The 15,800-nt window shown below is 41.0% G+C and carries 11 protein-coding genes; 9 read left to right on the top strand and 2 right to left on the bottom strand.

Annotated elements, in window-relative coordinates; translation table 11 throughout:
* Positions 1–78 precede the first annotated feature (78 nt).
* The 5 genes from PSE83_RS03090 (at position 79) to PSE83_RS03110 (ending at position 10,792) form a co-directional block, all read left to right on the top strand.
* Complete coding sequence (locus PSE83_RS03090) at positions 79–3,813, top strand: DUF4132 domain-containing protein (RefSeq protein ID WP_272660650.1); 3,735 nt, start codon at positions 79–81, stop codon at positions 3,811–3,813.
* Between the two features lie 24 nt (positions 3,814–3,837).
* Complete coding sequence (locus PSE83_RS03095) at positions 3,838–4,947, top strand: ATP-binding protein (protein WP_094960567.1); 1,110 nt, start codon at positions 3,838–3,840, stop codon at positions 4,945–4,947.
* Between the two features lie 105 nt (positions 4,948–5,052).
* On the top strand, positions 5,053–7,599 hold the full coding sequence (locus PSE83_RS03100) for a DUF5682 family protein (protein WP_272660651.1): 2,547 nt from the start codon (positions 5,053–5,055) through the stop codon (positions 7,597–7,599).
* Complete coding sequence (locus PSE83_RS03105; protein WP_272660652.1) at positions 7,599–8,753, top strand: VWA domain-containing protein; 1,155 nt, start codon at positions 7,599–7,601, stop codon at positions 8,751–8,753. The genes PSE83_RS03100 and PSE83_RS03105 overlap by 1 nt, the downstream gene beginning before the upstream one ends.
* Positions 8,750–10,792 carry an SWIM zinc finger family protein gene (locus PSE83_RS03110; protein WP_272660653.1) on the top strand — a complete coding sequence of 681 codons (2,043 nt, stop codon included), beginning with the start codon at positions 8,750–8,752 and terminating at the stop codon, positions 10,790–10,792. Before PSE83_RS03105 ends, PSE83_RS03110 begins: the two co-directional genes overlap by 4 nt.
* 46 nt (positions 10,793–10,838) lie before the next feature.
* On the opposite strand, the gene PSE83_RS03115 is transcribed toward PSE83_RS03110, so the two are convergent.
* Complete coding sequence (locus tag PSE83_RS03115; RefSeq protein ID WP_272660654.1) at positions 10,839–11,333, bottom strand: MarR family winged helix-turn-helix transcriptional regulator; 495 nt, start codon at positions 11,331–11,333, stop codon at positions 10,839–10,841.
* 84 nt (positions 11,334–11,417) lie between these two features.
* On the opposite strand from PSE83_RS03115, the gene PSE83_RS03120 reads away from it, so the two are divergent.
* From PSE83_RS03120 to PSE83_RS03135, 4 genes are all read left to right on the top strand, one after another.
* Positions 11,418–12,290 carry an EamA family transporter gene (locus tag PSE83_RS03120; RefSeq protein ID WP_272660655.1) on the top strand — a complete coding sequence of 291 codons (873 nt, stop codon included), beginning with the start codon at positions 11,418–11,420 and terminating at the stop codon, positions 12,288–12,290.
* A 106-nt stretch (positions 12,291–12,396) separates the two neighbouring features.
* Positions 12,397–13,032 carry a DNA oxidative demethylase AlkB gene (gene alkB / locus PSE83_RS03125; RefSeq protein WP_080544462.1) on the top strand — a complete coding sequence of 212 codons (636 nt, stop codon included), beginning with the start codon at positions 12,397–12,399 and terminating at the stop codon, positions 13,030–13,032.
* A 194-nt stretch (positions 13,033–13,226) separates the two neighbouring features.
* Complete coding sequence (locus tag PSE83_RS03130; RefSeq protein WP_164561014.1) at positions 13,227–14,252, top strand: threonine aldolase family protein; 1,026 nt, start codon at positions 13,227–13,229, stop codon at positions 14,250–14,252.
* A gap of 102 nt (positions 14,253–14,354) precedes the next feature.
* Positions 14,355–15,110, top strand: coding sequence for a DUF4184 family protein (locus PSE83_RS03135; RefSeq protein WP_004254341.1), 756 nt, complete (start codon positions 14,355–14,357; stop codon positions 15,108–15,110).
* Here the strand turns inward: PSE83_RS03135 and PSE83_RS03140 are convergent.
* Complete coding sequence (locus tag PSE83_RS03140) at positions 15,107–15,694, bottom strand: TetR/AcrR family transcriptional regulator (RefSeq protein WP_004254337.1); 588 nt, start codon at positions 15,692–15,694, stop codon at positions 15,107–15,109. The two genes, PSE83_RS03135 and PSE83_RS03140, sit on opposite strands and share 4 nt — an antisense overlap.
* Positions 15,695–15,800: the final 106 nt, after the last annotated feature.

A 15,800-nucleotide genomic window follows, 5' to 3' on the forward strand; every position in this document is an offset into this window, starting at 1 on the left:
TGATTAAGAATAATCAAATTGTGACGATATCATTAAAATGATAAGAAGTTGTTATATAAATACTTTTAGGGATATCACATGGCGAAGTTCACATTTAATCTTCTTTCAATTTTTGGGAAAAAAGAATCACCTGTTGCAGAACAATATTTACAAGAAGCGCTTTTGCCTTTGTCAGTATTAGATGAAGCATTGCCTAAAACTGTTTTAGAGTATGTGCTAGATGGAAAATCGCCAGAAGTATTGGTTCAACTAAGCCAATTAGATAACGAAAAAGCGGTTATTTTACTCGATAAACCTGGCACCGTAGATTGGTGGTGGGGGGGAAATAACTTTAACTCGAGCCAATATAATAAATTAATTCGCCAAGGAGCAAACGCAAGGCATAAATTATATTCAAAAGTGGGTGATGGCATTACTGCATCACAGATAGCCCGTTTTGCTAAAGTGTTAGCGGCGGCATGCCAAGATATCAATATCAAAGTATTAACACCTGAATTACCGTCATGGATGAGTTATTTAATGGGCGATGCTTTTGCAAAAACCTATGATAATTCGCGAGATACTAAGTTAGAACATCGAAAACATTGGCATTTTGACCTATTAACGGAAATCATCGCAAAAGAAACTGATAAACCGGCTAACACTATTTTATATATTATTTTCGACCGTCATCATTTATCCGATTATCATTATGATAACTTAAATCGGCTATTTTCCATTCCAGGTTTCAAAGCGTATTTAATCGCAGAGCAAGCATTTATTAAGCATACATTAGCCAATCATTTATCCGCTGCTGGGCAAATTCAATTAATCAACACTTTGAAGAAAGATGTTGAGCTTTATACGCTTTTCGCAGATATATTAGTTGCTTTTGCTACTAGTTCTTTAAAAACAGTACGTGCGGCTGCGGAACCGACAATGGCAATTTTACCTGCGCAATCGGTCACACAACATTTAACAAAAATTCTAACAGAGGGAACACCAAAACAGCGTACCCAAGCCGCGGATTTATTTGCCCGTATAGGGGAACACCGTGAGATATTAGAAGCTGCACTAACAACTGAAACCAATAAAACGGTACTTAAAAGTATTGAAAGTGCGATTTCGAGATTCTCAGTCATGGATACTGCCAGCCAAGTTGAAGAGACTGAGTTACCTGAACTCGTTGAATTAGAAGATACACCACTGCCTGAAAGTGCAAAAGAAATTTTAGTTAATAATTTCAATGAAATGCTGCAAAAAGCAAAAGAAAATGCAGAAAATGAAATTGAAGAAAATAAGAAACAGAAGCACAGCTACAATTGGGCGCAACGCCATTACAAAGAATTCCAAAAACTCAATGCGCAAGCTTGTTGCAAAGTGATTGATAAACTGAATTCAGGTAAAGAAATTATTACTGACCATGAATATAGCGTGGTGAAATTTAAAGAACGTATTACTAACTTGCCTGAGTTTACGTTATTCCATGCATTACGTCTGATTAGCCATAACCGAACAAATGAAGAACATTTATCCCATTATCATCTTACTCGGGAAGTTCCACCAAGAATTCTTGGGCAAATAGAATTGCGCCAATTAGAAAAAACGTTAACACAATGTCATTTTAAAAACGCAACACGATTGATTGCAGACCTTTGCTTACGCTCATATGCCAATGGGTTAGCCATTTTTAACCAGCCAGCACAAGTTTGGCCGTTTTTCATTCAACATCCAGATTTTATTGCAGAAGCATTGGGTTTAATCCCTCAACAAGAAACTCAGCGCTATTACCAAGAATATGATGCGGCGAGTGGAATTGATGTGCTTGCAATGTTGCCGACCATTCCTGCGCGATTTATTCCACGTATTATGGAGTTGGCCCTAGGGGAAAATAAAACCCATCGTCTGAGTGCGCAGAAACTACTAGAGACATTACCGAATATTCATCTTAATGCAGCAGAAGGGTTAGAATCAGGCAAACAAGAAATTCGTGTCACTGCCATTGAATGGCTGGCACGCTTAAATAATCCAGATTCATTAAAACCACTCTACGCCTTATTAAAGAAAGAAAAACGGGAAGTTGTGCGGGCGGCCTTATTAACCGCTTTGGAACAATTTGGGGAAGATATTTCTGGTTACCTTGCACCTAAAGTGTTATTAGCTGAAGCGCAAAAAGGGTTAAAAGCGAAAGCGCCTGCCAGTATGGCATGGTTTAACCTAGATTCTTTGCCGGCATTAACTTGGCAAAATAATAAACCCGTAGAAGCAGATATTATTCGCTGGTGGGTGATCCTAGCGGTTAAATTAAAAATGCCAGCAGGGAATGGGCTGCTACAACGTTATATTGGTTTGCTTTCGGTGGAGAGCCAAAAGAAACTAGGCAGTTTTATTTTAAATAGCTTTATCGGCCAAGATATTGCTGGGCCGTCATTAGAAATGGCAATGGCGGAAGCAGAACGTGATGCGCCAAAACGCTTAGCTAATTATCAAGATTGGGTGAAACGCTGGCCTGAATATTATAGTCAGTATGAAAACTATACTTTAGAACAGACATTTAATGAGATAAAAAATGAAGTTCTGCGCCGTTATTTAGGTTCCGCTATTAGTGATAAAGGAATGTTAGCCCTGATCTGTGGCATTGAAGGGCATCTTGCCGTGACCACATTGCGTAACTACATGCGTGATCACTACCAGCGCCGTGCACAAATTGAAGCCATGATTGATGCGGTTGCAACGAGTAATGACCCACTGATTATCCAACTATTATTGTCTCTTTCTCGTCGTTATCGTACCGCGTCAGTTCAGGAAAAAGCACGCGGGCTTGTTGCTCAAATTGCTGAACGTAATGGTTGGAGCGCAGATGAACTTGCAGATAGAACGATACCGACAGCCGGAATGGATGAAACAGGTATCTTGGCACTTGAATATGGTGACCGTACGTTTACTGCGAGACTGGATACTCAGCAAAAACTCGTCTTGTTTAATCCTGAAGGTAAAGAAATCAAAACATTACCTGCTGCACGCAAAACAGACAATGAAGAATTAGCTAAAGAATCTAAAAAACTATTTACTGCGAGTAAAAAAGAGCTCAAGCAAGTGATTGAACTACAAACTGCACGTTTGTACGAAGCGATGTGTGCAGAGCGCCTTTGGACAACCGCAGACTGGCAGGAATATATTCAAGCACACCCGGTGATGCGTGGGCTTATCGAAAAATTAGTTTGGATAGAAACGAAAGACAGCAACATTCTAAATGTATTTCGTCCATCAGACGATGGCAGTTTATTAAATTTAGATGACGATGAAATCACGTTATCCACTGATTCTTATGTCAAATTAGCCCATGCGGCATTGGTCAGTGAAGATGAACGGAAAGCGTGGATAGCGCATTTTAAAGATTACAAAGTGAAATTTTTATTTTCGCAGATGGAACATAAAATTCCTGAACTGGATCTGAAATTAACCGAAATTGAAGACCGTAAAGGCTGGTTAACCGACACCTATACCTTGCGTGGCGTCTTGACGAAAATGGGTTACCAACGTGGGCAAGCGGAAGATGGTGGAAGCTTTACCCATTATGCAAAACATTTCGCTAGTTTAGGTTTTTATGTCTATATCGAGTTTAGTGGTAGCTATGTGCCAGAGGAAAATATCCCAGCCGTCTTATTTTCACTAAGCTTTGAAAAATCACAACAAAGCTCATGGAACCGCAGCTATATCGAGTTAAAAGATATCCCGCCTATTTTATTAGCTGAAAGCTATGCGGATTATTTAAAAGTTGCGGATGCGTGTGCAGGTTTTGACCCTGAGTGGGAAAAGAAAACACCTTGGTAAGCGGGTTTAACGTAGGATTTTGGAATGACTAAAAATAAAACAACACAAGGGAATGTTCTGCGTGAAAGCGCAGAAATTCGTTTTGCCGATGAATTGGCACGTTTAACCGAAGCGGATAAACAAAACCCGAAACCACAAGGGTGGCTGCGTTCACCTCGTGCCGTTAGGCAATTTATTTTAGGTGATGAATCACTCAATATTTCTGCAAAGTTTTTCGGTGATGATGCTTTGGTTGACCGTGCAATTGTGACGTTATTAGGTAAGCAAGGACTAATGCTAGTAGGGGAACCCGGGACGGCAAAATCCATGTTATCTGAATTATTAGCTGCTGCAATTAGTGGTGATTCAGGTTTAACCATTCAAGGAACCGCGGGCACAACAGAAGATCACATTAAGTACTCATGGAATTATGCATTGTTATTGGCGGAAGGCCCGACGGAGAAAGCACTGGTTAGTTCGCCGTTATACCAAGGTATGCAAGAAGGTAAAATTGTGCGTTTTGAAGAGATCACACGCTGCCCCCCTGAAATACAAGATGTGCTGGTGAGCTTGATGTCAGAAAAGCAAATGATGATCCCTGAAATGAAAGACAATGCACGGATCAGCGCGAAACAAGGCTTTAATTTAATTGGTACAGCAAACTTGCGTGATCGCGGTGTTCATGAGATGTCATCAGCACTAAAACGCCGATTTAATTTTGAAACCGTGCGGCCAATCCAAGACCCTGCATTTGAAATTGAACTGATTAATAAGCAATTAGCCACAGAGTTAGCTGACCTGAACGGCCAAGTGGCAATCCCAAGCAACGTGATCGAACTGTTGGTTACGACATTTCAAGAATTGCGCTCAGGAAATACTAAAGATGGGGGCAATATTAAAACGCCAGACGCGGTTATGTCGACAGCCGAGGCCGTTAATATTGCTTATGCATGTGCGCTTGAAGCTCATTACTTAGGCGATGGTACGCTCAATGCAGGAGCAGTTGCACGGCAGCTCATCGGTGTGGTTTTAAAAGATAACCCTGATGATATTAAACGGATGCGTTATTACATTGATAATGTCGCGAGAGAAAGGGCAAAACATAGCCAAGACTGGAAAGCTTTTTTTGATGCATCGAGGGCATTTTGGCAATAAGTTTTCATAACAAGGGTAGAGCCGCTATGGTTCTACCCACTTATTGTCACGATGATTAAATCAGCAAAGGCCATTCAAGGCGAATAACCCTTAGGGAAATCAGCGGTGAGCTTGCTATCTATATCTTTACCAGAACGCATTGAAAATGCATTACACGACAGGCAACAACTTGAATCAGCCGGTATCTACTTTGCACCTATTCGGCATCATAGTCCCGCATGTGCATACAGCACGCTGTCTTTGATTGAACAAATCAAACCTGACTATGTTTTAATCGAGGGACCTGATAGTTTTAATGAACTACTGACGAGCTTATTACATCATGATACCCAGCCACCCGTCGCCATTATGGCGCAAACAGAATTAAAACCGACACAGACAGATGATAAAAGTGACGCTGTCACTCGCTCTGCCTATTTCCCATTCTGTGAGTATTCCCCTGAATGGCAGGCTTTACAAATAGGTCAGCAATACCAAGCCCAGCTACGTTTTATTGACTTACCATGGACAGCGCAAGTTAATGAAGACGAAGCTAATGATATGCAATCTCAAAGTTTGCAGAAAGAGCGTTACTTAGTACATAGCTTATTTATTAGCCAGCTTGCGAAGAAAAGTGGTTGCCGTGACCATGATGAATTATGGGAACAAATTTTTGAATTAAGAACGATTGAACAACTGGCAGATTGGCCTGCATTTTTTATGGACAGCTTTATATGGTGTGCATTGGCACGACTTGATTATGAACCCCAAGTCCTTGAGTCAGAAGGTTCTATACAGCGTGAGCAATATATGCAAGCACATATCCAAACCATTAAAGCCCAACATCCACAGGCTAAAATTGTGGTGGTAACGGGGGGCTTCCATACCCTTGCTCTTCTTGAAGGGTTGGAAGTGGCTCACAAACAACAATTTAAGCTTTCTGCGGCACAACAAAAAACGTTTATCCAACAGCAAAAACTGGGTGAACAAGACAAGGCTTGGTTCATTCGCTATAGCTATGACAAACTCGATGCATTAAATGGCTATGCATCAGGAATGCCGTCCCCTGCATTTTACCAACAATCATGGTTGTCATTGTTACAACAACGCCAAGCGCAGATGGCGGGAGATAACCAGCCTACGCAAGCTTATCGAAATCGTCTAGGTGTTGCCTATCTTTCTAAAGTTGCGCATGTTTTACGTGAAAAGCAATTTGAAGCTGCTCCTGGTTTTTTATCGGTTAAACTGGCCGCAGAGCAAAGCATTCGTCTTGCTGCCTTTCGTGGGCATGCCGGACCTGGGCGATATGATCTGTTAGATGGGTTACAAAGTGTTTTTATCAAAGGTAGCTTAGATGAAAGCCAAATTGAGCTTTGGCAGGAAATAAAAACCTGTTTCTCTGGCTTTTTACTCGGGAAAATCCCCAAAGGGACAGCAACGCCTCCGTTGGTCACTGAAACTTATGAAATAGCAAAAAGTTTTCGTTTCAAGCTTGATGACACCTTAAGTAAAGTGAGTCGCTTAGATGTCTATCGTAATCAACAACATCGTGCGCGTAGCCGATTCCTACATTTATTAGCATTTCTTGATATCCATTTTGCGAAGCATCTGTCTGGGCCAAACTTTTTGTCTGGTAACCAAATGGATTTATTGTTTGAAGAGTGGCAATACGCGTGGACGCCCAATGTTGAAGGGGAATTGATTGCCTTATCGGAACAAGGAACACAATTAAAAACTATCGCGCTAAACCGTTTGTTTGAAATGGAAAGAAACCTAGAACAGCAAGGCGTTAGTCGTTCAAGCCAAAGTGCGGTCGCATTACTTATGCAGGCTGCATTAATTGGGCTGCATCAACGGATGCCTGCATTGTTTTCTTTGTTGGATGGCTATATTCAACAGGATGCAAAGTTTGAATCCTTGATAGCTTGTGGTCATAAGCTTGTTCATCTGTGGCGAGGGCGCCAATTCTTTGATATTGAAGATGGTTTTGCTATCGAATCACGTTTAGATGCCCTGTTGCAACAAGCGTTTTATTGTTTTGCACAAATTACACAAGGGGATGAACAGCAGCAGGAACACCATTTTTCAGCATTACTTGCTTGCCGTGAATTAATCACTTTTATGCCTGAAATTAATAAAAATCATGATTATAGCATCGATTTTTATCATGAATTAGACCGCTGTGAAGGGCAGTTAAACCATGCGCCTCTTTTAAAAGGTGCCGTTGATGCTTTGCGTTACCTTGGGGCGAAAATTGATGAAACCATCTTGATAGAGGAAATTAAACGCGCGTTCAGCACCGGTAGTGATCCCGAAATGGCAATTGGCTATTTTATTGGTGTGATGCGAACTGCACCCGAGTTAGTCTTACGCATACCATTACTCATTGATATGTTAAATCAGTTACTTAGTGAATGGGATGAAGGGCGTTTTATTCAGGTTTTACCTGATTTACGGTTTGCGTTTAGCCAGCTAACACCTAAACAAAATGCACAAATGGCACAATATGTGGCACAAGACTTAGCGATTGAGGCAAAAGAGCTCACACTGCACCAAACAGAATTTAATGAACAACAAATGATGCAAGTGATTCAACTCGAACAACAATTACAAAGCCAGCTCACTGAATTAGGGTTACAAAATTGGCTTATTAGCACTCAGGAAGGCAAATAATGAGTCAGAAAAATGTCACATTAACCCCTGAACAGCTTCAATTGGCTAAGCGCTGGCGTTTAATACTTGGGCAATATGCCGATAATGCACTTGGTCAGGCCGTCTTTAGTGCTGAAGAGTTAAAAATAGAACGCTCTTTGGACTTTTTATATCGTCGGGAATACCAACGCCGAGGTTTAAAGCAAGAAGCTGGGCGCCATGGTTCCTTAGATGCTTCTCAATTAACGGCGGTTAATTGGTTAAACCAAGCGCGTAAATTGTTCCCCAATAGTACCTTTGAGCGAATGCAATCCCAAGCATTAGAACGTTATGAGATCAGTAGCTTATTAAAGGACCCACAAGCGCTAAATGCCATGGAGCCAACAAAATCTCTCGCAAAAGCGTTGTTAAGCCTACGCGGGAAGATGAACGAAGAAACCCGTGATGCCGTCAAAAATATTATACGCAAAGTGGTGGATGATATTTTGAGTCAAATGCGTAACCAATTTCGTCATGCATTAACAGGGCGGCGTAACCGTTTTCGACGCTCACTGGTACCAAACAGCCGTAATTTTGATTGGCGAGGAACTATTGCTGCCAACTTGAAGAATTATGATAAACAAAATCAACGGTTAGTGATAAAAACGCCTCACTTTAATTCTCGTCAACAACAACACTTACCGTGGGATGTGATCCTGTGTGTGGACCAGAGTGGCTCAATGGCGAGTTCTATTATGTATGCGGCTGTATGCGCGAGTATATTAGCGGCATTACCGACAGTACGTGTATCTTTAGTGATTTTTGATACTCAAGTGGTTGATTTAAGCCATCTTGCTCATGATCCTGTTGAAGTGTTAATGACTGTGCAATTGGGGGGCGGAACGGATATCGCTAAAGCTATGCAATATTGCGAAAGTTTAATCCGCAACCCAAAACGTACCGTGATTAGCTTAATCAGTGATTTTGAAGAGGGTGGCGCACTGAATCATTTACTCAATTGCACACAACGCCTACATAGCCAACAAGTGAAGTTATTGGGTCTAGCGGCGTTGGATGATGAGGCACTGCCCGTTTATGATCCAGACATTGCCCAAAAACTCGCAGATAGAGGGATGCATGTTGCTGCATTAACACCGGAACATTTTGCACAATGGTTAGCAGAGGTCATGCAATGAGTTGGCAAAACAGTTACTTACAGTATGACGACGATGCATTAGCCGTATTTGCGAATGTGGGGTTACTTCGACGTGCACGTAAAGACGTTGAAAACCAAAAGGTTAACCCAACAGACTTAGACGCTGGAACATTCACGAGTGATGGGCAACGTGTTTCTTTAGATGCGCAAGGGATCCAAAAAGCTACTTGTGATTGCCCAGCAACGGGGTGTTGTAAACACATTTTAGCGGCCGTTTTGTGGGTACAATCGAATGCAACCACAGAAATTGATTCAGCGAAACCGATAGCCAGTGAAACGGTGCTAAGTGAGTTATTAGCATTGTTACCAGAAAGCCTAATCAAGCAAGCTTCTAAGCCTGATATGCGTTTAGCGTTTAGGTTTATACAGGAGTGGCAAGAAAAAGAATTAGTTTATGAAGCGCAATCGAATCAGTTAAAAATTATTCTACCAGAATATGATGAGCCAATTATTTATATGCGTGGTAGTGGTTTGCAGGGCATGATTTCGTCACTACCCGAAAAACAAAAAAATGCGGTTCATCTCGCTATTATTGCAAAATTAATGCTTCAGCATGGCCAAGAGTGGCATTGGCCTGAGGAATTAACCGCAAGTCAAACTCATCAACAGGCGCTTAGCCAAGATGATAAAATGGTGATGAGTTCAATAGAACAATTCATTCAGGATATGTTACGACAAGGGTTATCGCATATTAGCCAAAGCAGTGCTAGCCAGTTGCAATTACTGAATATGTCAGCGCGTGCGGAAGGGTTGCCTCGCTTAGCCAATTATATGAGACGCCTTAGCCAGCAAGTCAGGCGGTTAGCTGATAAGCACTTTACAATGGATGAAGGGCAAGTTTTAAGGTTGATAGCTGAAATATCAGCTTATTTGCATCAATTATTAGTAGCAAATGAACATCAGCTTATTGAGCTCAAAGGGTTGCAAAGACGGCAGTATAGCAATCACCCCATGGAATTTGATTTATTGCCTATCGATGCAAATTGGTGGAAAACCGAAAGTGGTGCGATTGGTGCTACATTGAGCTTTTGGGATCGACAAAATAAAAAAATCATTCAATGCACGCAAGGTCGTAGTAATAACCTTGACCCAACGTTTAATCGACAAAATGTTTGGCAAACACTGGCGTTATGGAAACATACCGCCGAGAGTTTGATGAAAACTCCCTTTAAATTGCATTCACCACGGGTATCAGAGGAGGGGAAATTATCAGCTAGTGGCGAAGGCTATGCCGTTAGCAGTCAAGAAAATGGGATAACAACCAATGATTACCTTAACATTAAAGCTGAATTTGGTTATACCGATTGGCAGTTAGCGGCGAATGAGTTGCCAACACTCACACAAGACAACAGGTTTTCCCCCGTTTTATTGCATATTGATGACTATGAGCCGCTTTATTGGGATGAAACAGAACAATGTGTCTTATGGGCGGTGACTGACTCACAAAAAAACCGAGCATTTTTACGGTTAAACTGGCAAGGGAGTGATGACCATAAAATTGAAGAATTGCGTTTTATTACAAAACAGCAATGGCCAATTTGTGCTGTTACGGTGCAGGTAAATCATTCGCAAGAGGCGATTCAGTTGGTACCTAAAACGCTATGGTTAAAAAAGGAACACGGCATTGAGTTGTTTTACTTAGACTTTGAAAGTACACCACGTAAGAAGCAACGTTCCGGTTTTTTTAATAAAATTATCGAATATATGGCGAAAAAACAGCAAAAAAGCCAAGCTTTTGTGCCTGAATTAACGTTAGCTAGCCAACTTGTTCGGCCGATACTTTCAGTACTAGAAACGCAAGCGTGTACAGGAAGGCAATGTTTATCCCAAACTCAACAAAATGAAATCGCGTATGTCATTAGAACGCTTGAGGATTTGGGGGCTCTTTGGTTGGCTAATCAGTTTAAGCCATTGATTACCTCCAGTGACTTACAACCCCAAGTACTATTACAGTTAGTTTATTTATGTGACCGTTTTGAAAGGTTACAAATGCCATTGCCTTTTCAATTCAATGAATAATACGAGGGGGAGATATTTCCCCTCGTATTATGCTCAAGACAGCGTGTTATTTTTCATTAGGCTCAAATGACGCTAAGAATGTCCGCAATAACTGATTCAATGCTTGTTGCTCTTGTGATGACAATTTAGCAACGAGGAGAGCTTGGTTTTGTGTATGTACTTCAATAAGTTGGTTGATTAGCGTTAAGCCTTCAGTTGTTAATGAAACCAAAAAACCACGGCCATCATCCGGGTTGGTATGGCGGCTGACTAACCCCGCTTTTTCTAATTGGTCTATTCGGTTAGTCATTGTCCCCGATGTGACCATCAACGTTGAGAGCATTTCCCCTGGGCTTAGCGTATAGGGAGCTCCTGCACGGCGCAAAGTTGCAAGTACATCAAAACTTGAACGGTTAAGGCCAAATTGAGCGAAGACCTTTTCCATTTCCCGAGTTAAGTGGTACGCGACATTACCCAACCGGCCAATTAATCCCATTGGGCTAATATCGAGGTCAGGGCGTTCTCTTTCCCACTGTTGAGTGATTTTATCTATTCTATCCATAGGTAAATAATGGCGGCTATTTATCTTGACGTCAAGGTAAAATGCACATATCTTGAGGTCAAGATAAATTAAGAGAAGAGAAATATGGGGCGTATAACAGTTTTAGGATTGACAGCATTGGCACCGATTGTATGGGGAAGCACATACTTAGTGACAACGGAAATGTTACCCGCAGGGATACCATTAACATTGGCGGTATTGCGCGCTTTACCCGCAGGGTTACTATTGATACTCGTGCTGCGAAAACTTCCCGAGGGTATTTGGTGGTTACGTGTGGTGATATTAGGTGTTTTAAATTTTTCTTTATTTTGGTGGTTACTGTTTATTGCTGCGTATCGCTTACCTGGTGGTGTAGCTGCAACGGTTGGCGCCGTACAGCCATTAATTGTCCTATTTTTAAGCCGCTGGTTGTTAAATAACCGCTTATCTGCAGTATCCATTATCGCATCAATAGCGGGGGTATTCGGGGTGGCAATATTACTTTTAACACCGAATGCCGCCTTAGACCCTCTAGGCATCGTTGCAGGGTTAGCAGGCGCATTTTCAATGGCCGCAGGGACGGTTTTGAGTCGCCGCTGGCAGCCACCAGTGAGCGCTTTAACCTTTACTTCATGGCAATTAACGGCGGGAGGCTTAGTTTTATTACCATTTGCCATTATGTTTGAACCAGCTTTGCCAGCGTTGAGCCCTTTAAACTTAATCGGGTTGGGGTATCTAACGCTTATTGGGGGAGCATTGACTTACGCCTTATGGTTCCGTGGGCTTGCAATATTAGGCCCAAGTTCAGTTGCGTCACTGGGTTTCTTAAGCCCTGTGAGTGCAGTGGTTTTGGGGTGGTTTTATCTCAATCAACAACTTAGCACCTTGCAATTTATTGGTATGGTTGTCATTTTGCTCAGTGTGTGGGCGAGCCAACGAGCGGAAACAAGAAAAGTCACTTTAGCTTATCAACGTTAAAGGTATTTTGATGGTTGCTTATTTGTTGTGCTAAGCAACCTTTTTTCCTGTGTTAATATCCATTAGAGTATTCACTTGGATTATAAAAAAGTGACTAGTGACTAATATGTTATTTCCTGATGAAGATAATATCGTACAAATTGCACCAGAGGCTTTTTTACTCAAAGGTTTTTTACTGGGGCAAAGTGATGCATTATTGCAGTCATTAAGCAACGTTATTACTGCTAATCCATTAAGGCATATGGCAACACCCAATGGTTATCAAATGTCGGCAGCAATGACTAACTGCGGCGACTGGGGTTGGGTGACAGATAAAAAGGGTTATCGTTACAGTCAGCGTGACCCTGTCACGAATCAGCCGTGGCAACCTATGCCTATTTCGTTTGTTCAATTGGCAACTTCAGCAGCGAGTACCGCTGGCTTCGAACATTTTATCCCTGATGCTTGCTTAATTAACCGGTATGCAGTTGGCGCTGCAATGTCATTGCACCAAGACAAAGACGAAGCTGATTTCACTCATCCAATTGTTTCTTTTTCTTTAGGGCTACCCACAATATTTGATTTTGGTGGGGCAACCCGTGATGCGCCTAAAATCGCTGTTTATTTAGAACATGGGGATGTCTTGGTATGGGGCGGTCGGTCACGGTTAAATTATCATGGAGTACGTCGTATTAAATCAGGTGTACACCCGTTGTTAGGGCCTTACCGCTATAACTTGACGTTTAGGCGTTCTCAACCTTAAATTCGCCTTTTACAATATTCCAATTTATCAATTAAATAGACCATGAATGACTTAATATTTCATCTCAGTAGATTAAATAATACTAATCGTTAAATTTAGTATTTATATAGAAAAAATATCATTGAATAATAAATTAGATGCACCTATAAATGATGGTTATAAATTAATATAACTAGGTATTGGTAGGTAAGTGAATGTATAGCTTTTTAAATGATTATAATGAAATAGCTCACCCTGCAGTTATGCAGACTTTAAATGATTTATCAGGGAAACGTTTCAAAGGTTATGGCACTGATGAGGTTTGTAGCAGGGTTGCAGCTCAAATTAGATTGAGAATTGGCCAACCTAGTGCTGATATTCATTTCTTTAATGGCGGTACAATTACTAATCTGACAACGATTTCCCACGTTTTACGACCTCACCAAGCGGTTATCACCGTAGATAGTGGGCATATCGCCGTTCATGAAACGGGGGCAATTGAAGCGACAGGACATAAAGTTATTACTGTTGACTCACCATCAGGAAAACTCGCACCAGAGCATATCATCAAGGTGCTGTCTGAACATAATGATGAACATACTGTCCAGCCTAAGCTTGTTTATATCAGTAATTCAACCGAAATTGGCACTGTTTACCGTAAACAAGAGTTAGTTGCGCTACGCGAGGTTTGTGACGCTCATAACTTACTGTTATTTATGGATGGTGCTCGCTTGTCTTCTGGTTTAATGTCGAAATATAGTGATTTAACCATTGAAGATGTCGCGAAGTTGACCGATATTTTTTACATCGGTGGAACGAAAATAGGTGCATTAACTGGGGAGATTTTGGTGCTTGTAAACCCTGCATTGCAATCAGATTTCCGTTTTAGTATTAAGCAAAAAGGTGGGCTACAAGCAAAAGGTTGGCTGCTCGCCGCCCAGTTCGAACCACTGTTTAATGATGATTTGTATTTTAAATTGGGAAGTCATCTTAATGAGATGGCATCACAACTCGCTTCATTTTTTGCTGAAAAGGGATTCCAATTTCTTGCGCCCGTAGAGTCAAACCAAGTTTTCGTTATTTTCCCAAATGCACTGGCGAATAAATTATTAACACACTATCAGTTAAGCTTAATTTGTAAGCCGACACCGGAAACCACGTGTATTCGTTTTTGTACCTCGTGGTCAACAACTCAGCAAGATGTAGACAAATTAAAGCAGACTTTCCAAGCTTTACTTTAGGTAATTATCATCCCAGTAAATATTTCCGATATTTCGCCTATATTTATTGGGTTTTATTTATCATGATAGTGGCTTATTGATGACGTTAATGAGCAATTTACCATGCCTTGGACTTTTTCCCATCCTGCAGTCGTTTTTCCGATAAAACAAAGTCGATTTGGGCATTTTTTAAGCTTACCTGCCTTAATTTTAGGTAGCCTAAGCCCAGATCTATTTTATTCAATGATGTGGTACTCGGCAGCCACTACGGCTCATGACTTGATAGGCTGGTTATATACTGGCTTACCATTATGTTTACTCATCACTATTTTTGTACAAAAAAGTGTTTTTTATCTCCACTATGCTGTGCCATTTCCCTTGAAAAACAGGAGTGTAGGTTCATTTCGACAATTTTGTATTGTCGTGCTTTCCTTTTATATCGGTGCGGCAAGCCATATTATCTGGGATGCTTTTACTCATCAGTCAGGGGCTTTTGTTCGGCACGCTGAGTTTTTGCAGCTTGTCGTATTTAACATGACGGATAGCCAAGAAATTGCTATTTATAAATTACTGCAACACCTTGGCTCTTTATTGGGAGCGTTGTACTTGTTGATAAAATACACGCAGTACTACCGTCGGCAATCTGCAATTCAGCAGCAAGAGTATGCGAAAAAGTTAATGGCATTACTCAAGATTGCCATTGTTTCAGGATGTATTTCCTTACCATTTGCCTATAAATTAGCCATGAAAGGGGATGTATTTAGTTTCAATCGCTTTGTATATTTAGAACTAACACTACTAGTTCCTGTTTTTTTTACAGCAAGTATATTGTTTGCACTGATAAAATATCAGCGCCAGCGAAAGGCCACGCAAAGTTAGCCTTTTGTGAGTAACAACCCTGATAACATGATATCGATGGCAGCGATACTTTTCTTTAATCGCTGTTGACTATCACTTTGTGAAATCCAATATGCTGCTTCAGCGAGACCGCCATTAATTAAAAAAGCCAATGCATGGGTATCAATATCTTTAATAATGCCTTTTTTGGCAAGCTCATAAAGTAAGCGTTCAATCTGTTCGGTACACTGTAAGTTTGATTTAGCTAAAAAATCGCCTAATACAGCTTTCGCGTCACGCAAAATAATTTGTTGGTATTCGGGCTCTAATGCCATTTCTAAGTAAGCATGACAGCGTTGACAGAAACTGTTCCATAAGTCTTCAGTATGGCGAGTAATTCCTTGTAACCGTGCGTTCATTTGTGAGTCGATTTGCTCAACAACGGCAGTAAATAAGCCTTGTTTGTCGCCAAAGTGGTGGTAAAGGGCACCGCGTGTGAGATTAACGCTTGCTGCAATTTCATCCATTGAAGTTTCTGCATAGCCGAGTCGGCTAAAGTGCTCTCGTGCTGTAGTTAGCAAATTTGCACGTGTTTCCGCCATTTGCGCTTGTGTTCTTCTTGCCATTAAAAACCTCTTACATACATGGCGTATAATTATTTACATTCAATGTGTATGATTATATCATAATTATACATACGTATCGTATGTATAATTAAATTTCATTTTGGAG

It is taken from the genome of Providencia sp. PROV150 (assembly GCF_028481025.1).
GTDB classification, from domain to species: domain Bacteria; phylum Pseudomonadota; class Gammaproteobacteria; order Enterobacterales; family Enterobacteriaceae; genus Providencia; species Providencia hangzhouensis.

What these genes read in the sequence shown, in the direction of transcription:
- PSE83_RS03090 (WP_272660650.1), top strand. Translation starts at nt 79, where the DNA reads ATGGCGAAGTTCACATTTAATCTTCTTTCAATTTTTGGGAAAAAAGAA.
- PSE83_RS03095 (WP_094960567.1), top strand. Translation starts at nt 3,838, where the DNA reads ATGACTAAAAATAAAACAACACAAGGGAATGTTCTGCGTGAAAGCGCA.
- PSE83_RS03105 (WP_272660652.1), top strand. Translation starts at nt 7,599, where the DNA reads ATGAGTCAGAAAAATGTCACATTAACCCCTGAACAGCTTCAATTGGCT.
- PSE83_RS03110 (WP_272660653.1), top strand. Translation starts at nt 8,750, where the DNA reads ATGAGTTGGCAAAACAGTTACTTACAGTATGACGACGATGCATTAGCC.
- PSE83_RS03115 (WP_272660654.1), bottom strand. Translation starts at nt 11,333, where the DNA reads ATGGATAGAATAGATAAAATCACTCAACAGTGGGAAAGAGAACGCCCT.
- PSE83_RS03120 (WP_272660655.1), top strand. Translation starts at nt 11,418, where the DNA reads ATGGGGCGTATAACAGTTTTAGGATTGACAGCATTGGCACCGATTGTA.
- alkB (WP_080544462.1), top strand. Translation starts at nt 12,397, where the DNA reads ATGTTATTTCCTGATGAAGATAATATCGTACAAATTGCACCAGAGGCT.
- PSE83_RS03130 (WP_164561014.1), top strand. Translation starts at nt 13,227, where the DNA reads ATGTATAGCTTTTTAAATGATTATAATGAAATAGCTCACCCTGCAGTT.
- PSE83_RS03135 (WP_004254341.1), top strand. Translation starts at nt 14,355, where the DNA reads ATGCCTTGGACTTTTTCCCATCCTGCAGTCGTTTTTCCGATAAAACAA.
- PSE83_RS03140 (WP_004254337.1), bottom strand. Translation starts at nt 15,694, where the DNA reads ATGGCAAGAAGAACACAAGCGCAAATGGCGGAAACACGTGCAAATTTG.